The sequence below is a fragment of the Pseudomonas sp. GM24 genome (assembly GCF_000282235.1).
GTDB lineage: Bacteria > Pseudomonadota > Gammaproteobacteria > Pseudomonadales > Pseudomonadaceae > Aquipseudomonas.
On the sequence record NZ_AKJR01000162.1, the window covers coordinates 1 to 24,201 of the forward strand.

Consider the following 24,201-nt stretch of genomic DNA (forward strand, 5'->3'; position numbering starts at 1 on the left):
GCAGCTCCTACATGAGAATGCGATCCCTGTAGGAGCTGCCGAAGGCTGCGATCTTTTGATCTTGCTCGAAACCTTACTTCTCGAACCCGCTCGACGGAAACACATCCGTTCCGCGCCAACGCCGCACCGAACGCTGGAAGAACAAACTGTTCGGCACCTGCACCATGGCGCTGCCAGTCCCGAGTTCTTCCGCCTCGATCAACGTGGTGTAGAGCAGATTGATCGCCACCACCCGGCCTTTGACGCCTGGCTTGTCGGTGGTATCGACTAGCTCGACGATATCCCCCAGCCGAAACGGTCCGACCGTGAAGATCAGAATCGCGCAGAGCAAATTCGACAGCACGCTCCACATCGCAAAGAACGCCACCGCTGCCACCGCAACGAAACCCGACAGCGCGGTCCACAACACCGTGGCCGAGACACCGAGGCGCTCCAACACGAAGATCAGCGCGCTGCCCATGATCAACCAGCGCAATACGCCACGCAGCGGCATCAGCAACTGCGGCGGGAACGGATAGCGCTCGCCCAACCGAGTCAGCCCCTTGGCGACGAAACGTTGCGTGAGATAACCGGCCAGCAGGATCAGCAGAATCTGCACCACAAACCAGATCGGCTCGACCCATTCCGCCGGTAGCGGCAGCTTGAACGCTTCCATCAGGACAGCGCCTCCAGCTCCGCTTGCATGCTCTCCAGCGTTTCAAGGGCTTCCATCCACGCCTCTTCCAGTTCGGCTTCGCGAACTTTCAGCTTGGCCTGCTCGGCCAGCAGATCACGCAATTCGTTCTTGCGCGCCGGCTCGTAGATGTCGCTGTCGCCAAGGCTGGCATCGACCTTGGCGAGTTTCTCGTGGAGCTTGCCCAGTTCGGCTTCGAGCTTGTCGGCTTCACGTTTGTGCGGCGCCAGTTGCTGACGCAAGGCAGCTGCAGCCTGACGCTGAGCCTTCTTGTCGGTCTTGTCCGGATTGACCGGAGTGTTACTGACCGGCGCGTTGCGCTGGCGGTATTCCACCAGCCAGCGCGCGTAGTCTTCGAGGTCGCCATCGAACTCTTCGACCTTGCCGTCAGCGACCAGGTAGAAGTTATCAGTGGTGCTCTTGAGCAAGTGCCGATCGTGAGACACCACCAGCACCGCGCCGCTGAATTCCTGCAGCGCCATGGTCAGCGCCAGGCGCATTTCCAGGTCGAGGTGGTTGGTCGGTTCGTCGAGCAGCAGCAGGTTCGGCCGTTCCCAGGCGATTAGCGCCAGGGCCAGACGCGCCTTTTCACCACCGGAGAAATTCAGCACCGGCTCATCGATGCGCGCGCCACGGAAGTCGAAGCCGCCGAGGAAGTCACGCAGGGTCTGCTCACGCTCGGTCGGCGCCAGACGCTGCATGTGCAGCAACGGGCTGGCCTTGGAATCCAGCGAGTCGAGTTGATGCTGAGCGAAATAGCCGACCACGGTGTTCTCGCCACGGGTCAGGCGCCCGGCAATCGGTGACAGCTCGCCGGCGAGGTTTTTGATCAGGGTCGATTTACCCGCGCCATTCGGCCCGAGCAGGCCAATCCGCGCGCCCGGGGTCAGTTGCAGCTTGACCTTCTCGAGGATGGTTTTGTCGCCATAACCCAAGCGCGCATCGGACAGGTCGATCAGCGGGCTGGAGATCTTGCTCGACTCGCGGAAGACGAAATCGAACGGCGAATCGACGTGGGCCGCCGACAGTTCTTCCATCCGCTCCAGTGCCTTGATCCGGCTCTGTGCCTGACGGGCCTTGGTGGCCTGGGCCTTGAAGCGGGCGATGTAGCTTTCCATGTGCGCACGTTGCGCCTGCTGCTTCTCATAGGCCTGTTGTTGCTGGGCCAGACGCTCGGCACGGGCGCGTTCGAATGCGCTGTAGCCGCCGCGATACAGGGTGATTTTGCGCTGGTCGACATGGGCCACGTGATCGACGACTTCATCGAGGAAATCGCGGTCGTGGGAAATCAGCAGCAAGGTGCCCGGGTAGCTTTTCAGCCACTCTTCGAGCCAGATGATCGCGTCGAGATCCAAGTGGTTGGTCGGTTCGTCGAGCAACAACAGGTCCGACGGGCACATCAGCGCTTGCGCCAGGTTAAGGCGCATCCGCCAGCCACCGGAGAAATCCCCGACCTGACGATCCATCTGCTCGTTGGTGAAACCCAGACCGGCCAGCAGCTTTCGCGCCCGCGCATCGGCGGTGTAACCGTCGGCGCTGTCGAGCTCGGCATGCAGACGAGCCTGAGCGGCACCGTCGTGCGCCGCTTCGGCGGCGGCGAGGTCACGTTGCACCTCGCGTAGACGCAGGTCGCCATCGAGCACATAGTCGACGGCAAGGCGCTCGAGCGTCTCGATTTCCTGGCGCATATGGGCGATGCGCCAGTCAGCCGGCAGGAAGCAATCACCCGAGTCCGGGTGCAGCTCACCCCGGATCAAGGCGAACAGGCTCGATTTGCCGGCGCCGTTGGCACCGATGAGGCCGGCTTTGTGGCCGGCGTGCAGGGTCAGCTCGGCGTCTTCTAGCAGACGTTGCGGGCCACGCTGTAAAGTCAGGTTCTGAAGTCGGATCATAATGGCGGCGGAGTCTACCAGCTTCGCTCACAACTGGCGCGAGTAGCACGATGTCCTCTGACCTGTGGAGCTTTTCCCTTGCCACCTACGCCCGACCGGGCGTGGAAGACGCCTGCCTGCAACTGCAAACGGCAGGCGCGAATGTGTGCCTGCTGCTGTGTGGTTTGTGGCTGGAGCAACGTGGCGCAACCTGCGACGAACAACGCGTAAGGCAGCTTCAGGCGTTGACCGGACCGTGGGATATCGAGGTGGTGCAGCCGCTGCGAACATTGCGCATGCAATGGAAAACGCGGGCGGTCGATGATGCGTTGTTGAAAGGCATGCGCGAGCAGATCAAATCACTTGAGCTGGAAGCTGAGCGAGCGTTGCTGTCACGGCTTGAGGGTGTAGCTCAGACATGGACGCGAAACGATGCAGGTTCGACGACCTGGCTGGAGGGATTGGCCGGCAGTGCGGCCAGCCCGAACCGCGACGCGCTGCAAGTGCTGCGCGTCGCGGCAACCGGCACTTAGGAAGCGCTGGTCGGGTTGTTGCTGACGCTCGACGCAGCGGCTGGCGATGGCGCAGTCGAAGGAGTCGAGGCAGTAGCGGCTGGAGCAGGTGCCGATGGCGCAGCCGACGCTGCCGGTGCGGCAGGCTTAGCGGCAGGCGCGGTAGCCGGTTTGGCGGCAGCTGGTTTGGCAGCGGCTGGCTTTTTAACGGCAGGTTTTGCAGCTGGCTTGGCGGCTGGTTTTGCAGCAACAGGCTTGGCAGCAGTCGCTGGTTTGGCAGCAGCGGCCGGTTTAGCGGCTGGCTTGGCTGCCGGTTTGGCGGCGGCTTTCACGGCTGGTTTGGCAGCAGCTTTTGCTGGTGCTTTTGCAGCAGGTTTGGCGGCAGCTGGTTTAGCGGCAGTCTTGGCAGCTGGCTTTGCAGCAGCAGGTTTAGCGGCTGGTTTGGCGGCGGCGGTTTTCGCTGGAGCAGCTTTTGCAGCAGCTGGTTTGGCGGCTGGTTTAGCAGCAGCGGCACGGGTAGCCGGCTTGGCAGCGGCAGCACGTGCAGCAGGTTTTGCCGCCGTGGTTTTAGCCGCTGGTTTTGCAGCGCTCGCCGCAGCTGGTTTCTTCACTGCAGGTTTTGCGGCCGCTTTGGCAGCTGGCTTGGCAGCAGCTTTCACCGGTGTTTTTGCAGCTGGCTTGGCAGCGGTTTTAGCAGCAGGCTTGGCCGCTGCGGTTTTCGCTGGAGCTTTTGCTGCAGCAGGTTTGGCAGCTGCTTTCTTCGCCGGTGCCGCTGCCGGTTTGGCTGCGCGCGAGGACAACACTTTGCCCACGGCTTCTTGAACGCGACCAACACCCTGGGCCAGCTTCAGGCTTTCCTGGGCATCGCGCTTGAGTTGCAGAATGTAGCTGCGAGTGTCGGACTGACGATCCTTCAAGGCATCGAGCAGGTCTTCCAGTTCTTTCACTGCGGCCTTGGCTTTGTTCTGCGCCTTGGCTTTACCGGCAGTGGCTGCGTCCTGCAATTTGGTGCGGGATTTGTGCAGTTTTTCTTGCGCCTTGCCGCGTTGCTTTTCCAGTTTGGCGAGCAGTTTTTCAGCATCAGCCAAGGCTTGGGAGCAAGCGTTTTCCAGATGCTCGAGCAGGCTGCCCGAGAGTTGTTGGAGTAAGTGCAACGGAGTGTTTACAGGCTTCTTGGTGGCCGACATGGTTTACCTCCTGGCTGACGTGAGTGCGGCTCATACTAGACCTCTGCAGTTACCGCCGCTAGGGCATCTTGACAGTATCGATTGCGTTGCGTTGCACCGAATCGAAAATGTTCTGCGCGAAGTCAAAAGCAGTTCACCGTTGCAGACGTTCGCGCTGGCATAATCCACCGCATCTCAGGACGGAGAGTGCCCATGTCGCGCTACTTTTTTTTATCCCTCTGGATGATTTTTTCGGCCGCTCACGCGGACGAAAAGGCCACCGCGAACGATGCTCACGATCTGGCCTACAGCCTCGGTGCCAGCCTCGGTGAGCGGCTGCGCCAAGAAGTCCCGCAACTGCAGATTCAGGCACTGGTCGATGGTTTGCAGCAAGCCTATCAAGGCAAGCCGCTGGCGCTGAGCGAAGCACGTATCGAGCAGATTCTGGCCGATCATGAAGCGCAAAATGCCGAACACTCTGTACAGCCTTCGAGCGATGCAGCGATGGAAAACGAGCAGCGTTTTCTCACCGCTGAAAAAGCCAAACCGGGGGTGAAGGAACTGGCCGATGGCATCCTGCTCACCGAGCTGACACCTGGCACGGGGACCAAGGCCGGTCCCGATGGAAAAGTGCAGGTGTTGTATGTCGGCCGACTCCCCGACGGCACCGTGTTCGATCAGAACACGCAGCCGCAATGGTTCAATCTCGACAGCGTGATTGCCGGTTGGCGAACCGCGTTGCAGAACATGCCGGTGGGTGCGAAATGGCGACTGGTGATTCCATCGGATCAGGCCTATGGCGCCGACGGTGCCGGCGACCTGATCGCGCCGTTCACGCCGCTGGTGTTCGAAGTGGAATTGCGTGGCGCGACGAGTTGAGCAGGCAATAAAAAACGGTGCGCTTTCGGGCGCACCGTTTTTTTGTTCAGGGTTCGGGATCAGGCCTGAACCGGATCCTCTTCCTTGTGTGCTGTATGCAGCACTTCAATCAGGCAGTCTTCAAGTTCGAAGCGCTCGTGCAGCAGGCCTCCGAGCTCTTTGAACTTCTCCGCTACGCATTTGCCTTCATCGCACAGGTCGTTGAACGCGAGCAGCTTCTCGGTGATGACATCGATGCGCGGATAGATCGTCTCGGCGAGTTCCAGACCACGCGTGTCACCAAACGCCTTGGCTTCGCCAGTCAGCTGTTCGTAGATTTCGAAGTGCCCTGCCGAGACGTAATCAACCAGCACACCGCAAAATTCCTGCAAGGGCTTGCGGCTCTCGGACAGCGACTCAGGCTGCGCACCGAGTTTGTCGTAGGCACCGATCAGATCTTCACGCTCCTGCAACCAGCGGTCGATCAGCAGATGAACTCCACCCCAACGTTCCTGAGCATTCTGACAACTTTCGAGCATGGTGATCTCTCTTCCCTTGTGGGTCATGCTGCTCTACACCCGCGCCCCTCTTTTGATTTTGGCTTGGGGGACGGCCGGGCAGAGCGTCATCGAGCAACATAAATCCAATGACACGTGCGGGCCAGATTATGCCCGCACGCCTATGGCTTCAAGGTACGCAGGAGATAAAGTTCATACAAGTGTTTAATCCCGCAGCAGCACCGAGTGCGACGCTTCGCCGCTGAGCGGGCGTTGCAGAGCACTCCAGACCAGCCGCAACAATTGATACACCGCCAGAATCGACACCGCGACAAAGAACAGCAGGCTCCACTCCGGGATGCTCAGGTCAAACAGCGTCCAGGAAATTTCCGCACAATCGGCGCCGCCGCTGAACATTCTTTGCAAGGCGCAGATCCAGGGCAGGCCACTGAACAATGTATCGGGGGCAGGCGTGCAATTGAGGAGTTGCAGCATCGGATCGCTCTGTATCAATACCTGCCGCCAGGCCGCCGTAGTGCCTCCCAGGCTCGCGCCCAAGGTCAACAGCCAGTAAAACCACAAACCCACACGCTTGGGGCCGTGCACCGCTGCCACACCACTGGACACGCACAGTAGCGTAAGGAACAGTCGCTGCACCAGGCACAGGCTGCACGGCGTCAGACCGACAGCGTATTCAAGATAATAGGAAGCTCCCAGAGCAAAGGCCCCCGCAGTGAAAGCCATGAAGAACAAGGAGCGTGAGCAGGCCAACGACATGGCTTTTCCGTAACAGTAGAGACAGACGGTTACGGTAGAGGAAAGCGTGTCAGCCTTTCAAGGCAAGGCCCTGCCGACAGTTCACCAGAGGTGTAGGGAAAACCCGACAGGTTCGATAGGAATCGGTGTAGCCCGCTGTAGGAATTCGCCTCGAGCACTCACTGAAGTTGAAATTTCAGCCACAAAAGGTAAGCGAGGGAGCATCCTCCCTCACCACTTCAGACGTGAGCCAGAACCGGCAGAGGTGCAGCCAGCAGGCGTTCATCCAGCAGGCCAAGGCCTTCCTGAAACAACTGATTGCTGCGCTCGGTATCGCCCAACTGTGCGAGCAAGCGCGCCAGTTCCGCACAGGCCTCCGGATTGCGCTGCACACGCAGGCTGCTTTCCAGATAATCCCGCGCCTTGCCCCACAGACTGGTTTGCAGACACAGTCGGCCGAGGGTCAACAACAAGCTCGGATCGTTCGGATGATCTTTCAGCCAGCCTTCGGCGGTTTGTAACTGACGGGCCGGATCGCTGCCGCGCACCAGACCGTAGAGACGCGCCAGATGGCTGTCGTACTTGCGCTTGAGGGCGGTACGCAGCACTTCTTCCGCTTCGACCTGAGCGCCCAACTGACGCAACTGTTCGGCGTACGCCAGCACCAGCGGCGGCTCCTGCCGTTGCGCCGAGGTGAGCTGTTCCCAGGCCCGCGTGAGCGACTGCAAGCCAACGCTCCCGTCCTCTTCGCGCTGCGCTGCCAGCGAAAGGTTTTCACCCCAGGCGCGGCGTTCCAGTTCAGCCAGTTCGGCGGGTGGCAGGACTTTGTCCTTGCGCAACTCCGGCAGCAAACGAATCACCGCCGACCATTCGCCGCGCTGTTGGTACAAGCGCTGCAACTGGCGCAGCGTCTGCGCATTGTGCGGATGGCGATCATGCATCGCTTGCAGGGTCACCAAGGCACCGTCGGTATCGCCACGGTCGGTCTGCAACTGCGCATGGCTCAGAGCGATTGCCAATTCCGCTTGAGGCTGACGCTCCAGCGCGCGCTCCAGCAAACGATCGCACTCTTCGTAATTGCCTTGCTCATTGGCCGCGCGGGCTGCGCCGAGGTAGTACAGCAGCGGCTGGCGCTCGGCTTCAGCCGCTCGATAGAGATGACGCTGCGCGCTGGCCCAGCGACCTTCAGCCAGATCCAGTTGGCCGTGCTCGATCGCTACCTGCACGCGACGACTGCGGTTGCGCCGTGACCAGGGATTGACCACGCCAGTTGAGGTCATGACCAACTCGACCAAGGCCTTGATGCCCCAGATCAGCAGCCACAAAACCGCGATCACCGCCAGTGTCGCCCATAGACTCGCTTCGTAACGGAAGCTCTTGTAGGCAATCAGCACGTAGCCAGAATGCTGTGCCACTGCAAAGCCCAGCGCCGCCGTCGCCGCGATCACCAGAAACACGATCACATAGAGGCGTTTCATGGCGTGGTCTCCTGCGCAGTGTTGGCGGCAGGTTTGGCAAAGGGTTTCACCGACTCTTCGGCGTTGACGTTGCGCCGCTCAAGATAGGCTTGCACCGCACTCAGCGTGCCGGCCAGATCCGGCGTCGTGACCGTGACCGGTTCCTTGCTCAGCTCGCCGACCTGTTCGAGCATCACTTTGCTTTGCGGATTGTCCGGGTTGAAATTGCCCTTGAGCACATCACGCGCTTCGGCCAGCGCCTGGGTGTAGACCGGCGCCTGCCCGTTGAGCGCTGCCCACTGCGCCTGCTCAAGTGCAAGGCTCAGGGCCAGACGCACCTGACTCAGGCTCTGCCCGGCCAGCAGCGGCCGCACATTTTTGTCGGCGTTGAAATCGATACGGATGTAGCGCGAGACCTGATCCCACCACTGCGCCCAGCGACTGGCGCCGTCACCGTCGGCAGTCAGGCCCAGCAGCGATTCGCCGCGATCCTTGTACTCCGGCGCCAGCTCGGTGAGGTCAATGACCTGATCGCGCAACGCGCCGAGACGCAGGAACAAACCGGTGCGATCCGGCTGCGCGGTGCTGCGCAGCGCCACCAGGGTTTTCGCCACTTGCTCGCGGGCGGCGAAGGAACCGGGGTCGTTTTGCTCGCGAAGGATTTCGTCAGCGCCCTGCACCAGCGCCTGAGCGCTGCTGATGTCCTGCAACGCCGATAGACGCAGGCTGGCCAGACGCAGCAGATGCTCGGCCTCAGCCAGACGCCAGTCCTTGCGGCTGGCACCCAGCACTGTTTCCAGACGTTGATTAAGGCGCTGTTGATCGCCCTGAAGCTGCGTCACCAGACGTTGGCGTTCGGCGAGTTCGTCGGCACCCGGCAACTGCGCGAGGCGCTCGGTCAGACGCTGTTCATTGAGCTTCAGACTCTGCGCCTGATCGTTCAATGCCTGCACTTCACCGGATTGCTGCTGAGTATTGGTCTGCAGGTGACGGACCTGCCAGACACCCCAGCCACCGATCGCGACACCGGCAGCGCCGAGCAACAAGGCGACGATGGCCAGTCCATTGCCTCTGCGCGGCTCTGTGGCCGGCGGTGGAGTTTCAACCTGGGGTTCAATCACAGGCTGGACGTCATCTTTTGGCAAGGCTGTTTCGCTCACGTATCCATCCTTTGCATTAGAAAACGGGTTCGGGATGCTCCCGTAACGCCGTCAGCAAAGCCGCGGCACTCGCGCCGCGGCAATCCACAACTGTTTGAGCCCCGGCGGCACGTGCCAGCTCGGCGACCCTTGGGCTTGGTACAAACAACGGCAACGGCGCGATGGTCGGCCAGGCATCGCCGGCCATTTGGCGCAGGTGCTCGAAACCCTGTCCACTGCTGACCACCAGCCCGTTCAAGCGTTCCGCTGCGATCCGCCGTGGCAGCTCATCCGGGGTGTAGACTGGCAGGTCGCGACGATACAACTCCAGATACTCGACACTAGCACCTCGCTCACGCAAGCGCTCGGCGAGCAACTCGCGCCCGCCCTCGCCGCGCAAGATCAACACCTGCGCGCCGGGCTGGCTGATCGCCTCACGCAGACGCGGCAATTGCAGCAACGCCTCGCTGTCATCGCCGTCAGCCGGGAAGTTCGCGTCCAGACCGTGATCCAGCAGAATCTGCGCAGTCGCCGCACCGACGCTGAACCAGGGCATCGTCAGTGCAGAAGCGCCGTCGAGCAGATCGAGCGCAATACGCGCCGCCGGCTTGCTGACGACAATCACTGCGCTGCAACTTGGCAACTGTGTAATCGCCCGACGTATTTTCTCAGAGACCGGCAGCGGGGCAATTTCCAAAAGCGGCAGGCAACTGCTGAAAACCCCCTGCGCGGCCAACGTCTCGGCCAGCGCCGCACAGTCTTCTGCGGGACGCGTCAGCAGCAAGCGCCAGTCCGTCACTCGTGACCTGCCTCGCCATAGACCGCTTTGAGAATATCGTCGGCGCCCTGGCTGAGCAGATCTTCGGCCACCTTCACGCCCAATGCTTCGGCATCGCCACGTGGCGCACGAGCTTCGGCGCTGAGCAGCTTGCCACCGCTCGGTTCACCGACCAGACCGCGCAGCCACAACTGCTCGCCTTCGAGTACGGCGTAGCAGGCGATCGGCACTTGGCAGCCGCCATTCAAATGTTTGTTGAGGGCACGTTCGGCGGTCACACGCGAAGTGGTATCGGCGTGATGCAGCGGTGCGAGCAAGGCGTGGATTTCAGTGTCGGCGCTGCGGCATTCGATGCCGACTGCGCCTTGGCCACCAGCGGGCAGGCTGTCATCGACGCTGATTGCCGAAGTGATGCGGTCTTCGAAGCCGAGGCGGATCAGGCCGGCGGCCGCGAGGATGATTGCGTCGTACTCGCCGGCATCAAGCTTGGCCAGGCGCGTGTTGACGTTGCCGCGCAGGAAGCGGATCTGCAGGTCTGGACGACGGGTCAGCAATTGCGCCTGTCGGCGTAGGCTCGAGGTGCCGACGATCGCGCCGGCAGGCAACGCATCGAGACTGGCGTAGGTATTGGAAACGAAGGCATCGCGCGGATCTTCGCGCTCGCAAATGCAAAACAGACCGAGGCCTTCAGGGAAGTCCATCGGCACGTCTTTCATAGAGTGCACGGCGATGTCGGCTTGGTTTTCCAGCAGCGCGGTTTCCAGTTCCTTGACGAACAGGCCCTTGCCGCCGATTTTCGACAGCGGCGAATCGAGCAGCTTGTCGCCGCGACTGACCATGGGCACCAGCGTCACCAGCAGGCCCGGATGGGCCGCTTCCAGACGGGCTTTGACGTATTCGGCCTGCCAGAGGGCCAGCGCACTTTTACGGGTGGCGATGCGGATTTCGCGAGAGGACATGGATCAATCCGTACTGAATAGATACGGCGGATAATAACAGCTCAGCCAAATCCACTTTGACTTGAATCAGAGTCGGCGCGGCCTCCCTGGCCCGCAGTGCCCGGTAACAAGGAGCTGGAGCCACCCGGAATGAGCGGGTTACAAGCCCTGCATCATTTTGCGCACACCGGCCACATGCCGACGACTGACGATCAGCGCATCACCATTGAGACCTTTGAGGAACAGCTGGAAATGCCCCAGCGGTGTGCGTTGCAGACGCTCGATGCGGTCGCGGGCGACGAGCGCGTTGCGGTGGATACGCACAAAGCGCTCGCCGAATTCGTCTTCAAGGGCTTTGAGCGGCTCGTCCAGCAGCACCTCACCAGCCTCATGGCGCAATGTCACGTATTTATGGTCAGCAATGAAATAGACCACCTGATCCAGCGGGATCAGTTCGATGCCTTTGCGGGTGCGGGCGCTGATGTGGCTGCGCGGACCGGTGCCGCTTTCGGCAGCGGGACGGGTCAGGGCCGAGAGTTGCGCCCGGTTGGGACGTTCCGCCCGTTTCAGGGCGTCATGCAGATGTTCGGTTCGCACGGGTTTCACCACATAGCCCACGGCGCTGGCCTGCAGGGCTTCCACGGCAAATTCATCGGGGCTGGTGCAAAACACCACGGCGGGCGGCGTTTCTCGTTCGCACAGACGGGCAGCGACTTGCAGGCCATCGAGGCCCGGCATGCGGATATCAAGTAACACGATATCCGGTTTGTGGCTGTCGATCAGTGCCAACGCCTCCTCGCCATTCGTGGCGCTGGGCTCCAGAACTGTATAACCCTCGAGCTCGCTCACCATTCGGCTGAGGCGCTCGCGAGCCAGTGGTTCGTCATCAACGATCAGGACATTCATATTGCGCTGGATTCCTGCGTGAGTCTCGCACAAGGATAGCGTAGACAGGTGAAGTGACGTCCGTCACCGCGATCCACGCTAAGACTAGCCCGAGCGCCAAAAAGTGCCGTACGTCGGCCAGCAATATTTGCCAGTGTCCGGGTCGTACTGCTCAAAGCCCGCTGTTTCCTGCGTTTCTCACGGGGATTGCCGAAGGACAATTACACCCACCCCCCTCTTCTTATAGTCGGCGACCAGACCTTTGCGCGATCTGCAGTCGCGCCGACCCTTATGTCCTACTGTAGACGCTCGTCGGGCCGATATTGCTCAATCGAAAAATATCCTTGCGCAAATCCCCCGGGTGCAGCGCCGACTATGGCGCACACAATGAGAAAAAAACGTATCGACCGGTGTCAGCGACAGTCCGGGCAACCCTGTTATTATCCGCGCCAGCGTTTCACGCCTTTTTTCTTCAAGCCGATACGAGCGAATTCATGAGCACTGACAAGACCAATCAGTCCTGGGGCGGCCGCTTCAGTGAACCCGTCGACGCCTTCGTCGCCCGCTTCACCGCCTCCGTCACTTTCGACCAGCGCCTGTATCGCCACGACATCATGGGCTCGATCGCCCACGCCACCATGCTGGCCAAAGTCGGCGTGCTGACCGATGCCGAGCGCGACAGCATCATCGACGGCCTGAAGACCATTCAGGGCGAAATCGAGGCCGGCCAGTTCGACTGGCGCATCGACCTCGAAGACGTGCACATGAACATCGAAGCACGCCTGACCGACCGCATCGGCGTCACCGGTAAAAAGCTCCATACCGGGCGTAGCCGCAACGACCAGGTCGCCACCGACATCCGCCTGTGGCTGCGTGACGAAATCGACCTGATCCTCGCCGAGATCACCCGTTTGCAAAAAGGCCTGCTGGAGCAAGCCGAGCGTGAAGCGGCGAGCATCATGCCCGGCTTCACCCACCTGCAAACCGCGCAGCCAGTGACGTTCGGGCACCACATGCTGGCCTGGTTCGAGATGCTCAGCCGCGATTACGAGCGTCTGGTCGACTGCCGCAAGCGCACCAACCGCATGCCACTGGGCAGCGCCGCGCTGGCCGGCACCACCTACCCGATCGACCGCGAATACACCGCGCAACTGCTCGGTTTCGACGCCGTGGGCGGCAACTCACTGGACAACGTTTCCGATCGCGACTTCGCCATCGAATTCTGCTCGGCCGCGAGCATCGCGATGATGCACTTGTCGCGCTTCTCCGAAGAGCTGGTGCTGTGGACCAGCGCGCAGTTCCAGTTCATCGATCTACCGGATCGCTTCTGCACCGGCAGCTCGATCATGCCGCAAAAGAAAAACCCTGACGTGCCAGAGCTGGTGCGTGGCAAGACCGGCCGTGTTTTCGGCGCACTGATGGGCCTGCTGACTTTGATGAAAGGCCAGCCGCTGGCCTACAACAAGGACAATCAGGAAGACAAAGAGCCGCTGTTCGACGCCGCCGATACCCTGCGCGACTCGTTGCGTGCCTTTGCCGACATGATCCCGGCGATCAAACCAAAGCACGCGATCATGCGTGAAGCGGCGCTGCGCGGTTTCTCCACCGCGACCGACCTCGCCGACTACCTGGTACGCCGTGGCCTGCCGTTCCGTGATTGCCACGAAATCGTCGGCCACGCCGTGAAATACGGCGTTGACACTGGCAAGGATCTGGCCGAAATGAGCCTGGAAGAGTTGCGTCAGTTCAGCGACCAGATCGAGCAGGACGTGTTTGCCGTGCTGACCCTGGAAGGCTCAGTGAATGCCCGCGACCATATCGGCGGCACTGCGCCGGCGCAGGTCAAGGCAGCTGTGGTGCGCGGTCAGGCCCTGATCGCCAGTCGCTAAAAGCATCGCTGGCAAGCCAGCTCCCACAGGGTTCTTTGTTGGAACACAATTTTGCGTTCGACCCAAAGACCTGTGGCAGCTGGCTTGCCAGCGATTACCTACTTACAAACGCCACAAAACTCACTTTTTGGCAGCAATCATCGCCAAAAACGCCGGCATCGCCGCTTCTTTATCCGCTGCAATCTTCTGCACATGCGGATTCTGCTCAAGCCGCTCCAGCAGTGCTTTCGCCTTTGGCATCTGCGCCAGAAAATCGATCCCGAACAGTTTCTGTCCGACTGCACAGGCCAGTGGCACGCTGTAGAGGAAGTACAAGTCGGCAATGCTCAGACTGTCGCCCGCCACATACGGGGCGAACTTGCCGTGCCGATCCAGCGCCGCAAAACCCAGCTGCAATTCAGTCTTGGTCTTTTCCTTGATCGCCTCCGGCAGGGTCATGCCGAAGAACGCCTCGCCGTAACAAGCGCGCCCCGGCAACTCGATGTACAGCTCGATTTCCTTGGCAATCGCCAATACCTGCGCGCGTTCGAACGGATCGCTTGGCAGCAGCGGTGTGCCCTTCTGGGTCTGTTCGAGGTATTCGAGGATGATCGCGGTTTCGTTGATGAAACCGGCGTCCACACCGAGCACCGGGACTTTGCCGCGTGGGCTGATGGCCAGAGATTCCGCGGTTTGCGCCGGGTAGAACGTGACCTCTTCGAACGGCAGGCCTTTTTCCAGCAGCGCCAGTTTGACCATGTTGTAGTAGTTGCTGACTGAGAATCCGTAGAGCTTGAGCATCACATAGCCTCCAGGCCGTGCGGGGTGGGCAGGGCATGTTTATAGATCGTGCAGGCGAATCGCGCCAGCAGCATCACCCCGCTGAATGCGGGTAAACTGGCGCCTTTCCATGAGGAGCCTGCCATGAGCGAGCCGACAGACATCGACAACGACGAAGAAGAGTTCACCGAGGCTACCTTGATCGAAGCCATCGAGAACCAGATCGAAAGCGACAACCCGCCAGCGGCCAAAGCAACCTTCAACAAGCTGACCCTGGTGGGCGTTGAGCGCGAAGAGATCCTCAATCTGATGGCGCATGTGCTGGCCTATGAGATTGACGCGATGCTTGATGAAGACCGCGCGTTCAATACCGAATGGTACGAAGCCGCGCTGCGCGCACTGCCAGAGCTGCCACCCGAAAAGCAGTAAGCCAAGCACATTCCCCTGGGGGAGCGACGGTGCGACGATTCGACTTGCTCGCGAAAGCGGTACATCAGCAAAAACAACGCTGAATGACACACCGCATTCGCGAGCAAGCTCGCTCCCACACAATTTGTCACCCATCCATCCAGCCAACTCCCCGGCCCCGACTACACTGGAATCCGCCTCAAGACAAAATCCCTGATCTGAGCACTGGACATGCCGCAAAAGCGGGTTCACCTTAGGGACGCTGTCGTCCAATTCCTAGAAAGTCTGGAGTCCTTATGTCGCTTACCCCTGAGTTGGTTGCCGAACTGGAAGTCCTCGCACTCTTCAACCTGGACAGTTCCCAGGAAGGTCTGAAAATTCATCAGACCGCTGCCCCGAAACACATTGCTGCCGCCAAACGCCTCTTCGAAAAAGAACTCACCGATCAGCCCGATGGCGGGTATCTGACCAGCCTCGGTCGCGACGCCGCACAGAATGTGCAAACCGTGCTGACCATTCTGAGAGAGCAAGAAACCGCCTGATTCCCCCTGACTTTGCCCACGGGAACTCCTGCCACGGGATTTCCGCGGGCCTGCCCGGTCATCCGCGATAGAAATCTGACGTCAAAAAACAAATTCAGCTTAAAAGTCCCGCTGCGCAAAGGCTAAACTGCCTCCCATTCCGAGACCCTCTTCGTCCGAGCTTGCGAGCCGGTTTGAGCTGACATGACGCGCACCCACGAAATCCGCCCCGACCTGGACGAAGGCATCGACCGCAAAGTCCTCAGCCAGCTACGCGCGCGCTTTCTCAAACTCAATGAAGGCCGCCTCGGCCGCGCCCTTGAAGGCTTGTCGACACGCCAGCAGAGCGTGCTGACGCTGTTGCCGCTGTTCTTCCATGTCAATCATCCGCTGTTGCCGGGTTATGTCTCGGGCAGTACGCCAGCCGGCCTGTCGAACTACGAGCCGGACGCCAACGTGCTGACCGAGGCACAGCGTCTGACGCGTTCGTTCTCCTACAAGCCGCGCCACGGCAGCAATCCGCCGCGACCGATTCATGGCCTGTTCTTGATGGGCAGCCTCGGCACGCTGGCGCAGGCCGATCAGAGTGACATGGACGTATGGGTCTGCCACGCGCCTGACTTGAGCGAAGGTGAACTCGCCGAACTGAGCAAGAAATGTCAGTTACTGGAAGCCTGGGCCGCGAGCCAGGGTGCTGAGGCGCATTTCTTTCTGATCGACCCGGTGCGCTTCGTCAAAGGCGAACGCGACACCCAGCTCAGTTCGGAAAACTGCGGCACCACCCAGCACTATCTGCTGCTTGACGAGTTTTATCGCACTGCAATCTGGCTGGCCGGGCGCACGCCGATCTGGTGGCTGGTGCCGGTTTACGAAGAAACCGCCTACGACCTTTATACCCACACCCTGCTGTCGAAGCGCTTCATCCGTGCCGACGAAACCGTGGACCTCGGCCATCTGGCGACCATTCCACCGGGCGAGTTCATCGGCGCCGGATTGTGGCAGCTGTTCAAAGGCATCGAATCACCCTACAAATCGGTGCTCAAACTGCTGCTGACCGAGGTTTACGCCAGCGAACACCCGCAGGTGCAGTGTCTGAGCCTGCGCTTTAAAAAAGCCGTGTTCGCCAACCAACTGGATCTGGATGAGCTGGACCCGTACATGGTCGTGTACCGGCGCATCGAGGAATACCTCACCGCGCGCAACGAACCGGAACGCCTGGAACTGGTGCGCCGCGCGCTGTACCTGAAGGTCAACCGCAAGCTCACCGGCAACAGCCGCACCCAGAGCTGGCAGCGTTCATTGCTGGAAAGACTGGCCAGTGAATGGCATTGGGATCAGCGGCAATTGACCCTGCTCGACAGCCGCAGCCAATGGAAAGTCCGCCAGGTCAGCGCCGAACGCCGGGCGCTGGTCAACGAGCTGAACTACAGCTATCGCTTCCTCACCCAGTTCGCCCGCACCGAGCAGACCGTCAGCCTGATCAACAAGCGTGACCTCAACGTACTCGGGCGCCGGCTCTATGCTGCCTTCGAACGCAAGGCTGACAAGGTCGAATTCATCAATCCCGGCATCGCCCCGGATCTGGCCGAAGACACCCTGACCCTGGTGCAGTCGCGCAACAAAAAGGAACCGGGGCAAACCCAGTGGGGCCTGTATAACGGCAGCCTTACGGCACTGGAGTGGGAACACTTCGCGCCGATCAAGCGCAGCCGCGAGTTACTCGAGCTGTTGACCTGGTGCCACCGCAACGGTGTGATCGATAGCAGCACCCGCCTGGCCCTGCATCCCGGCACCAGCGACCTGAGCGAGTTCGAACTGTTCAACCTGCTCGGCAGCCTGCAACAGTGCATTGCCCTGCCCTTGCCCACCGTCGCGGAAGAGCCGTTGCTGCGTGCAGCGGTGCCGAGCGAAGTGCTGATGCTGGTCAACGTCGGGATTGATCCACTCAAGCATCACCGCGACCTCAACATCCTGATGACCACCGAGCGCACCGACTCGCTGAGTTACGCCGGGGTGCGCGAAAACCTCGTGCTGACGCTGGATCAGGTCACGCTCAACAGCTGGAACGAAGTGCTGGTCAATCGCTTCGACGGCCCGCACGCCCTGCTCGATTGCCTGCGCGATTACCTCAACAATCTGCCGCGTGGGCCGCTACAGCCGTCGCTGAAGGTGCGTTGTTTCTGCCACAACCGCGCGCAATTCATTGCCCGTCGCGTCGAAGAAATCGTCGACACCGCGCAGAACCTGCTGCTCAGCGAGTTGAACCACCGCTACCTGATTCAGGTGCAGCAGCACTATCACGTGCTGGAGTTGGTGCCGGGCCAGGTCAACCATGTCGCCCTCGCCACGTTGCCCGCCCTGCTCGATTACCTCGGTGAAGAACAGCCGCGCTACAGTCCGCTGCATCTGGATCCGATGGCACTGGAAGATCACGACCTCGCATTGATCCTGCCGATGGGTCAGCCGGAATGCATTCAAGTGTTCTACCGGATCACCGAGCAGCAGGCCGAGTTGTACGTGCTGGATGAGTTCAACGCGCTGTGGCAGCAACATTTGCCCTATCACGATGAGCAAAGTCTGTTGGTGCCATTGCAGCGCTTTCTGCAATCGATCCTGTTCCGCCGCGAAGCCGTGCTACCGATGGACGCCGGTCCCGACGGCCGCCTCGAAACTTTGTATTACCAGTTATTGCCTTCGGGTCCGGGGCGCGCACGACGGGTCGAATCGCGACCGGCACCGCAGACGCCGGTGAACAAGCCGTTTTACGACGTGCAGGCGATCGTCGGCAAAGCCGCACCGGGCGAGGTGCAGGTCACCCTGTATTGCAATCAACGGGAGTTCAGTGAGCTGGAACATGGCGACCAGCTGTTCAGCGTGGTCGCCCGGGAGATCGTCGAGCAGCGCCGCGAAAGCGAACGCTATCGCTGCTACATCACCGACCTCGACCTTTCAGGCCTGCTCGGTGACGGGCAGAGTTCAAGCAATCTGTATTTGCGCTACAAGGCTGACCTGGAGCGCGCCCTGAACGAGGCACTCGAACAGGTCTGAGGCGGATTACTCGGGGAACGCGCCACCGTTGGCCGGTTGCGATTCAACTTCCAGCAAGGTCAGTTTGAGGGTCTTGCCACCCGGGGCCGGCCAGTCGATGTGTTGACCGACTTTCAGGCCCAGCAGTGCGCTGCCGACGGGTGCCAGAATGGAAATCTTGCCTTCATCGGCGTTGGCATCCTTGGGATAGACCAGCGTCAGGTGGTAGTCCTTGCCACTGCCTTCTTCACGGCAATGCACGCGGGAATTCATCGTCACGACATCGGCGGGCACTTCATCGTGGCCAACCACGGTGTCGGCGCGATCCAGCTCGGTTTGCAGCGCAATCACGCCCGGCAGCGTGTCATCCAGGCTGTCGATCAGGCGCTCCAGACGTTGCACGTCCAGACGGGTAAGGGTGATGGAAGGTGCGGTCATGATCCGGGCAGACTCCTTTCTTCTGCACACAAAAAAAGCAAAACCCCGCCAAAAAAGACGGGGTTTTCACCAGGCCTCGATGGGTTGAGGCGTGTTCGGACACTATCACAGCTCAAAAAATATACAAGTCACGCCCCGCCGCACTGTTTGCGCTGCGACGCCTGCGCGCAAATTACCCGTCGCCGCTGGTCGTCCGCCGAGCGCCATTCGCGAATGTCTTCGACATGGCGGAAGCAGCCGAGGCAGACCTTGTGCTCATCCAGCCGGCACACACCGCTGCACGGCGAGGGCACGGCCGGGCTGATGTTGCTGTAAAGCGGCTTCGGTGGACGAACGGGAGCGGTGTCAGTCACGGAATCACAGACCTTCGAAGTCGAATTCGGCGCCAGCCTGCTGCTTGACGATGCGCTCGAGCATTTCGCCCAATTGCTCTTCGCTCTTGTCGCACATCCAGCGCTCGCTTTCTTCGTCGTAGTCGAAGTGGAAACCACCGGACACCGCCGCCAGCCACAGCTGACGCAGCGGCTCCTGGCGGCTGAAGATCAGCTGCGAGCCGTTTTCGAACTTGACGGTGAGCACACCGGCCGAGTTCTCCATGTCGATATCCAGATCGCTTTCGTCAAAGATGTCTTCCAGTTTTTCCTGGGTTTCATCGACCAGATCGTGAAAACGGGCTTCGGACAAACTCATTGCGGCAACCTCAAAAAATGTCTGATCAGGCTCAAGCGCCGAAAGATACGGACGCTTCCGGCCGATTGCAAAGATTAACGACCAAGCACCTGCCGGCCCATCAACACCGAACCCTGTGGGTGCGAGCCTGCTCGCGAATGGCCGGCACATCCAACATTATCGCTGGCTGACACACCGCGATCGCGAGCAGGCTCACTCCTACAAGGTATTGCGGCGGTTCGGGCAGCTTTGGGCAAGCCCCGCCGGACGGGAACCCCCTCGCATAGGCAAGCTGCCGGGTGGCCGGTATACTCCGGCGCAATTAACGCATTTTCAAGGATTTCGCCATGAAGCGCCTGATCTCTTCCCTTGCTGCGCTCGTCGCGGTTGCCTGCCTCGTTTCGGCCTGTGGTCAAAAAGGCCCGCTGTACCTGCCGGATGACGATCAGGACCCGGCCGAGCAAGCCCAGTCTTCGCAGAAGCAGCCGTCCAAAGCACACAAGCACGACGTTTACCAATAAGGGATCGCCATGGACGCTTTTAACTACCGTGGCGGGGAGCTGTTCGCGGAAGGTGTGGCGCTGTCCGCCATCGCCGACCGCTTCGGCACGCCCACTTACGTCTACTCGCGCGCGCACATCGAGGCTCAGTATCTGGCTTATGCCGATGCGTTGGCCGGCATGCCGCATCTGGTCTGCTTTGCGGTCAAAGCCAACTCCAACCTCGGCGTACTGAATGTCCTGGCCCGTCTCGGCGCCGGTTTCGACATCGTTTCCCGTGGCGAGCTGGAACGCGTACTCGCCGCTGGCGGCAGCGCTGACAAGATCGTCTTCTCCGGTGTCGGCAAGACCCGTGACGACATGCGTCGCGCACTGGAAGTCGGCGTGCACTGCTTCAACGTCGAATCCACCGATGAGCTCGAGCGCCTGCAAGTGGTTGCAGCCGAACTGGGCGTTCGCGCACCGGTGTCGCTGCGGGTGAACCCGGACGTCGATGCCGGCACCCACCCGTACATTTCCACCGGTCTCAAAGAGAACAAGTTCGGCATCGCCATCGCCGACGCCGAAGACGTGTACGTGCGCGCCGCGCATCTGCCGAACCTCGAAGTGGTCGGCGTCGACTGCCACATCGGTTCGCAACTGACCACGCTGCCACCGTTCCTCGATGCCCTCGATCGCCTGCTGGATCTGGTCGATCGCCTCGGCGATTGCGGCATTCACCTGCGCCACATCGATCTCGGCGGCGGTTTGGGCGTGCGTTATCGCGATGAAGAGCCGCCGCTGGCTGCCGACTACATCAAAGCTGTGCGCGAGCGTCTGAACGGTCGTGATCTGGCGCTGGTGTTCGAGCCAGGCCGTTTCATCGTTGCCAATGCTGGCGTGCTGCTGACTCAGGTCGAGTACCTCAAGCACACCGAGCACAAAGATTTTGCCATCGTCGACGCGGCGATGAACGACCTGATCCGCCCGGCGCTGTATCAGGCGTGGATGGACGTTACTGCGGTCAAACCGCGTGACTCCGCTGCGCGCAAATACGACATCGTCGGCCCGATCTGCGAAACCGGCGACTTCCTCGCCAAGGATCGCGAATTGGCCTTGGCCGAAGGCGATCTGCTGGCCGTGCATTCGGCCGGCGCCTACGGTTTTGTGATGAGCTCCAACTACAACACCCGCGGCCGTGCCGCTGAGGTGCTGGTAGACGGTGACCAGGTTTTTGAAGTGCGCCGCCGCGAAACCGTGGCTGAGCTGTTTGCCGGCGAAAGCCTGCTGCCGGAGTAACCCATGCTGCTGCGTTTTACTAAAATGCACGGCTTGGGCAATGACTTCATGGTTCTCGACCTGGTCAGCCAGCACGCGCATATTCAGCCAAAGCACGCCAAGCAATGGGGCGACCGCCACACTGGCATTGGCTTCGACCAATTGCTGATCGTCGAGGCGCCGAGCAACCCGGACGTGGATTTCCGTTATCGGATCTTCAACTCCGACGGATCCGAAGTTGAGCAGTGCGGCAACGGTGCGCGCTGCTTCGCCCGTTTCGTGCTCGACAAGCGTCTGACCGCCAAACGGCAGATCCGCGTCGAGACCAAGGGCGGCATCATCGAACTGGACGTGCGTAACGACGGCCAGATCGGTGTGAACATGGGCGCCCCGCGTCTGGTGCCGGCGGACATTCCGTTCGAAGCACCCGCCCAGGCGACCAGCTATCAGCTGGAAGTCGACGGCACCACGGTCGAGCTGGCCGCCGTGTCGATGGGCAACCCGCACGCCGTATTGCGCGTGCAAGACATCAACAGTGCACCGGTGCATGAACTGGGGCCGAAAATCGAACACCACCCGCGCTTCCCGGCGCGGGTCAATGTCGGTTTTCTCCAGGTCATCGACCGCAACCGCGCGCAACTGCGCGTGTGGGAACGTGGCGCCGGGGAAACCCAGGCCTGCGGTACCGGTGCGTGTGCAGCGGCTGTCGCTGCGATCAGCCAGGGGTGGATGGATTCGCCGCTATTGATCGACCTGCCTGGCGGGCGTCTGTCCATTGAATGGGCTGGCCCTGGTCAACCGGTGCTGATGACCGGTCCGGCAGTGCGTGTATACGAAGGACAAGTACGTCTTTGAGTGAGCAGAAACCATGACCGATAAGCCTCAGGTACCCGCCCGACAGTCCGACGAATCAGCGTCCGAGAGCCTGGAGGCGGCAGCGGTTGCCGCATACCTGGAGGCTCATCCGGACTTCTTCGTCGAGCACCAGGAATTGCTGCCCGCCTTGCGCATTCCTCACCAGCGCGGTGACACCGTGTCCTTGGTCGAGCGGCAGATGACTATCCTGCGCGACCGCAACATCGAGATGCGTCACCGCCTCTCGCATTTGATGGACGTCGCCCGCGACAACGATCGCCTGTTCGACAAGACTCGTCGCTTGATCCTGTCCCTGATGGACGCCAGCAGCCTGGAAGACGTGGTGATCAGCGTCGAAGACAGTCTGCGCCAGGATTTCCAGGTGCCTTTTGTCAGCCTTATTTTGCTTGGCGATAACCCGGCACCGGTTGGCCGCTGGGTCACTCACGCTGACGCGCAAGTCGCCATCGGCGGCCTGCTCACCGAAGGCAAAAGCGTCAGCGGCAGCCTGCGTGAGCATGAACTGGACTTCCTCTTCGGCGAAGAGCAGCGCAAGCAGATCGGTTCCACCGCTGTCGTCGCGGTCAGCCATCAAGGCATTCACGGCATTCTGGCGATCGCCAGCCGTGATCCGCAGCACTACAAGAGTTCGGTGGGCACGCTGTTCCTCAGCTACATCGCCGAAGTCATGGGCCGCGTGCTGCCACGGGTCAACAGCTCCCTGCGCTCGGTACGCTGAACATGGAACGGCAACTGGACGCTTACTGCGAACACCTGCGCAGTGAGCGACAGGTGTCGCCGCACACCCTGTCGGCCTACCGCCGCGACCTCGATAAAGTCCTTGGCTGGTGCGTGAAGCAAAACATCGGCAGTTGGGCGGCGCTGGATATTCAGCGCCTGCGCAGCCTGATCGCTCGTCTGCATGCGCAAGGCCAATCCTCGCGCAGCCTCGCGCGGCTGCTGTCGGCGGTGCGTGGGCTCTATCACTACCTCAACCGCGAAGGCCTTTGCGACCACGATCCGGCGACCGGTCTGGCGCCGCCGAAAGGTGAGCGTCGCCTGCCGAAAACCCTCGACACTGACCGTGCGCTGCAACTGCTTGAAGGTGCGGTCGAGGATGATTTTCTTGCGCGGCGCGATCAGGCGATTCTGGAGTTGTTCTATTCCTCCGGCCTGCGCCTTTCCGAACTGACCGGGCTCAATCTTGATCAGCTGGATCTTGCTGACGGTATGGTTCAAGTGCTCGGCAAGGGCAGCAAGACCCGACTGCTGCCGGTGGGTAAAAAGGCCCGCGAAGCACTGGAACAATGGCTACCGTTACGGGCCATGACCAACCCCGCAGACGACGCCGTATTCGTCAGCCAGCAAGGCCGACGCCTCGGTCCACGAGCGATTCAGGTGCGGGTCAAACTGGCCGGCGAACGAGAACTGGGACAGAACCTGCACCCGCACATGCTGCGCCACTCCTTCGCCAGCCACTTGCTGGAATCCTCGCAGGACCTGCGCGCGGTGCAGGAATTGCTCGGCCACTCAGATATCAAGACCACGCAGATCTACACCCACCTGGACTTCCAGCACCTGGCGGCGGTCTACGACAGCGCCCACCCACGGGCCAAACGCATGAAAGGCGACGATTCATGAGCATCCAGTTGATCACCTTCGACCTCGACGACACCTTGTGGGACACCGCCCCGGTGATCGTCAGTGCCGAAGCGATATTGCGCGAATGGCTGAGCGAACATGCGCCGAATCTGGGCGCGGTGCCGGTGGAGCATTTGTGGGCGATTCGTGAGCGGGTGTTGGCCGGCGAGCCGGGACTCAAGCATCGGATCAGCGCTCTGCGTCGGCGGGTGTTGTTTCATGCGATGGAAGACGCTGGTTACGCCCATGGTGAAGCAACCGACCTGGCAGACAAGGGCTTTGAAGTGTTTCTGCATGCACGGCATCAGATCGAAGTTTTTCCTGAAGTCGAGCCGGTGCTGGAGATTCTCGCCAATCACTATGCGCTTGGCGTGGTCACCAATGGCAATGCTGATGTGCGTCGATTGGGTCTGGCGGACTACTTCAAGTTTGCGCTTTGCGCGGAAGATATCGGCATCGCCAAACCGGATGCGCGGCTTTTTCATGAGGCTCTGCAACGCGGTGGCGCCACCGCCGAAACCGCTGTGCACATCGGTGATCATCCGGGCGATGACATTGCCGGGGCACAGCAGGCGGGGTTGCGGGCGATATGGTTCAACCCGGCGGGCAAGGCCTGGGAAGCGGATCGCTTGCCGGATGCTGAAATCCGTAGCCTGAGCGATTTGCCAGCCGTGCTCGCACGCTGGAACCGCTGAAAAGATCGCAGC

At 60.9% G+C, this 24,201-nt stretch carries 26 protein-coding genes and 1 pseudogene; 12 read left to right on the top strand and 15 right to left on the bottom strand.

Features of this window, described 5'->3' with window-relative positions:
• Window positions 1-73: 73 nt before the first annotated feature.
• Both PMI23_RS18285 and PMI23_RS18290 read right to left on the bottom strand, forming a co-directional pair.
• Entirely contained in the window at window positions 74-655 is a 582-nt protein-coding gene (locus tag PMI23_RS18285; protein ID WP_007911123.1) for a mechanosensitive ion channel family protein, read from the bottom strand.
• Window positions 655-2,565, bottom strand: a complete 1,911-nt coding sequence (locus PMI23_RS18290; protein ID WP_007911122.1) for an ATP-binding cassette domain-containing protein — start codon at window positions 2,563-2,565, stop codon at window positions 655-657. Before PMI23_RS18290 ends, PMI23_RS18285 begins: the two co-directional genes overlap by 1 nt.
• Before the next feature lie 50 nt (window positions 2,566-2,615).
• Between PMI23_RS18290 and PMI23_RS18295 the strand changes: the two genes are divergently transcribed.
• Window positions 2,616-3,077, top strand: coding sequence for a TIGR02444 family protein (locus PMI23_RS18295; protein WP_007911121.1), 462 nt, complete (start codon window positions 2,616-2,618; stop codon window positions 3,075-3,077).
• Here the strand turns inward: PMI23_RS18295 and PMI23_RS18300 are convergent.
• The gene (locus PMI23_RS18300; protein ID WP_007911120.1) at window positions 3,074-4,243 is read right to left on the bottom strand and encodes an AlgP family protein; all 1,170 of its coding nucleotides are present in this window, start codon (window positions 4,241-4,243) and stop codon (window positions 3,074-3,076) included. The genes PMI23_RS18295 and PMI23_RS18300 overlap by 4 nt on opposite strands.
• Window positions 4,244-4,435: 192 nt before the next feature.
• Between PMI23_RS18300 and PMI23_RS18305 the strand changes: the two genes are divergently transcribed.
• Complete coding sequence (locus PMI23_RS18305; protein ID WP_007911119.1) at window positions 4,436-5,101, top strand: FKBP-type peptidyl-prolyl cis-trans isomerase; 666 nt, start codon at window positions 4,436-4,438, stop codon at window positions 5,099-5,101.
• Between the two features lie 59 nt (window positions 5,102-5,160).
• Here the strand turns inward: PMI23_RS18305 and PMI23_RS18310 are convergent, their stop codons facing one another.
• The 8 genes and pseudogenes from PMI23_RS18310 to PMI23_RS30325 form a co-directional block, all read right to left on the bottom strand.
• Entirely contained in the window at window positions 5,161-5,619 is a 459-nt protein-coding gene (locus PMI23_RS18310; protein ID WP_007911118.1) for an Rsd/AlgQ family anti-sigma factor, read from the bottom strand.
• 183 nt (window positions 5,620-5,802) lie between these two features.
• On the bottom strand, window positions 5,803-6,354 hold the full coding sequence (locus tag PMI23_RS18315) for a disulfide bond formation protein B (protein WP_007911116.1): 552 nt from the start codon (window positions 6,352-6,354) through the stop codon (window positions 5,803-5,805).
• Between the two features lie 218 nt (window positions 6,355-6,572).
• Window positions 6,573-7,811, bottom strand: a complete 1,239-nt coding sequence (locus tag PMI23_RS18320) for a heme biosynthesis protein HemY (protein ID WP_007950058.1) — start codon at window positions 7,809-7,811, stop codon at window positions 6,573-6,575.
• Complete coding sequence (locus PMI23_RS18325; RefSeq protein WP_007911114.1) at window positions 7,808-8,950, bottom strand: uroporphyrinogen-III C-methyltransferase; 1,143 nt, start codon at window positions 8,948-8,950, stop codon at window positions 7,808-7,810. Before PMI23_RS18325 ends, PMI23_RS18320 begins: the two co-directional genes overlap by 4 nt.
• 16 nt (window positions 8,951-8,966) lie before the next feature.
• A complete protein-coding gene (locus tag PMI23_RS18330) occupies window positions 8,967-9,728 on the bottom strand; it encodes a uroporphyrinogen-III synthase (RefSeq protein WP_007911113.1) in 762 nt (253 codons plus the stop codon).
• The gene (hemC, locus tag PMI23_RS18335; protein WP_007911112.1) at window positions 9,725-10,666 is read right to left on the bottom strand and encodes a hydroxymethylbilane synthase; all 942 of its coding nucleotides are present in this window, start codon (window positions 10,664-10,666) and stop codon (window positions 9,725-9,727) included. The genes PMI23_RS18330 and hemC overlap by 4 nt, the downstream gene beginning before the upstream one ends.
• Window positions 10,667-10,804: 138 nt before the next feature.
• Window positions 10,805-11,551 carry a LytR/AlgR family response regulator transcription factor gene (locus PMI23_RS18340; RefSeq protein ID WP_007911111.1) on the bottom strand — a complete coding sequence of 249 codons (747 nt, stop codon included), beginning with the start codon at window positions 11,549-11,551 and terminating at the stop codon, window positions 10,805-10,807.
• Window positions 11,548-11,688: pseudogene (locus PMI23_RS30325) on the bottom strand (sensor histidine kinase); the annotation flags it as partial. The gene PMI23_RS18340 and the pseudogene PMI23_RS30325, both read right to left, overlap by 4 nt.
• Before the next feature lie 336 nt (window positions 11,689-12,024).
• Here PMI23_RS30325 and argH point away from each other — a divergent pair.
• Entirely contained in the window at window positions 12,025-13,419 is a 1,395-nt protein-coding gene (gene argH, locus PMI23_RS18345; RefSeq protein ID WP_007911110.1) for an argininosuccinate lyase, read from the top strand.
• Window positions 13,420-13,539: 120 nt separating this feature from the next.
• Here the strand turns inward: argH and PMI23_RS18350 are convergent, their stop codons facing one another.
• Window positions 13,540-14,199, bottom strand: a complete 660-nt coding sequence (locus tag PMI23_RS18350) for a glutathione S-transferase family protein (protein ID WP_007911109.1) — start codon at window positions 14,197-14,199, stop codon at window positions 13,540-13,542.
• A 123-nt stretch (window positions 14,200-14,322) separates the two neighbouring features.
• Here PMI23_RS18350 and PMI23_RS18355 point away from each other — a divergent pair, with 123 nt between their 5' ends.
• From PMI23_RS18355 to PMI23_RS18365, 3 genes are all read left to right on the top strand, one after another.
• Window positions 14,323-14,607, top strand: a complete 285-nt coding sequence (locus PMI23_RS18355; protein ID WP_007911108.1) for a hypothetical protein — start codon at window positions 14,323-14,325, stop codon at window positions 14,605-14,607.
• Window positions 14,608-14,882: 275 nt separating this feature from the next.
• Window positions 14,883-15,128: a TIGR02647 family protein gene (locus tag PMI23_RS18360; RefSeq protein WP_003229392.1), complete on the top strand. Its 246-nt coding sequence runs from the start codon at window positions 14,883-14,885 to the stop codon at window positions 15,126-15,128.
• Window positions 15,129-15,311: 183 nt separating this feature from the next.
• Window positions 15,312-18,155 carry a class I adenylate cyclase gene (locus PMI23_RS18365; protein ID WP_007950059.1) on the top strand — a complete coding sequence of 948 codons (2,844 nt, stop codon included), beginning with the start codon at window positions 15,312-15,314 and terminating at the stop codon, window positions 18,153-18,155.
• 6 nt (window positions 18,156-18,161) lie between these two features.
• Here the strand turns inward: PMI23_RS18365 and rnk are convergent, their stop codons facing one another.
• From rnk to cyaY, 3 genes are all read right to left on the bottom strand, one after another.
• A complete protein-coding gene (gene rnk, locus PMI23_RS18370) occupies window positions 18,162-18,572 on the bottom strand; it encodes a nucleoside diphosphate kinase regulator (protein WP_007911103.1) in 411 nt (136 codons plus the stop codon).
• Between the two features lie 128 nt (window positions 18,573-18,700).
• The gene (locus tag PMI23_RS29380; protein WP_081498736.1) at window positions 18,701-18,925 is read right to left on the bottom strand and encodes a DUF1289 domain-containing protein; all 225 of its coding nucleotides are present in this window, start codon (window positions 18,923-18,925) and stop codon (window positions 18,701-18,703) included.
• A gap of 4 nt (window positions 18,926-18,929) precedes the next feature.
• Window positions 18,930-19,262 (bottom strand): iron donor protein CyaY, encoded by a 333-nt coding sequence (gene cyaY / locus PMI23_RS18375; protein ID WP_007911100.1) that lies wholly within the window; start codon window positions 19,260-19,262, stop codon window positions 18,930-18,932.
• A 326-nt stretch (window positions 19,263-19,588) separates the two neighbouring features.
• Between cyaY and lptM the strand changes: the two genes are divergently transcribed.
• From lptM to PMI23_RS18405, 6 genes are read left to right on the top strand one after another with little or no spacing between them, the layout of a single operon-like run.
• Window positions 19,589-19,762, top strand: coding sequence for an LPS translocon maturation chaperone LptM (gene lptM, locus PMI23_RS29385; RefSeq protein ID WP_007911098.1), 174 nt, complete (start codon window positions 19,589-19,591; stop codon window positions 19,760-19,762).
• 9 nt (window positions 19,763-19,771) lie between these two features.
• Entirely contained in the window at window positions 19,772-21,019 is a 1,248-nt protein-coding gene (gene lysA / locus PMI23_RS18385; RefSeq protein WP_007911096.1) for a diaminopimelate decarboxylase, read from the top strand.
• A gap of 3 nt (window positions 21,020-21,022) precedes the next feature.
• Entirely contained in the window at window positions 21,023-21,853 is an 831-nt protein-coding gene (dapF, locus tag PMI23_RS18390; protein WP_007911094.1) for a diaminopimelate epimerase, read from the top strand.
• A gap of 13 nt (window positions 21,854-21,866) precedes the next feature.
• Complete coding sequence (locus PMI23_RS18395; RefSeq protein WP_007911092.1) at window positions 21,867-22,592, top strand: DUF484 family protein; 726 nt, start codon at window positions 21,867-21,869, stop codon at window positions 22,590-22,592.
• Between the two features lie 2 nt (window positions 22,593-22,594).
• Window positions 22,595-23,494: a tyrosine recombinase XerC gene (gene xerC, locus PMI23_RS18400; protein ID WP_007950060.1), complete on the top strand. Its 900-nt coding sequence runs from the start codon at window positions 22,595-22,597 to the stop codon at window positions 23,492-23,494.
• A complete protein-coding gene (locus PMI23_RS18405; protein ID WP_007920421.1) occupies window positions 23,491-24,189 on the top strand; it encodes an HAD family hydrolase in 699 nt (232 codons plus the stop codon). Before xerC ends, PMI23_RS18405 begins: the two co-directional genes overlap by 4 nt.
• The last annotated feature ends 12 nt before the right edge of the window (window positions 24,190-24,201 follow it).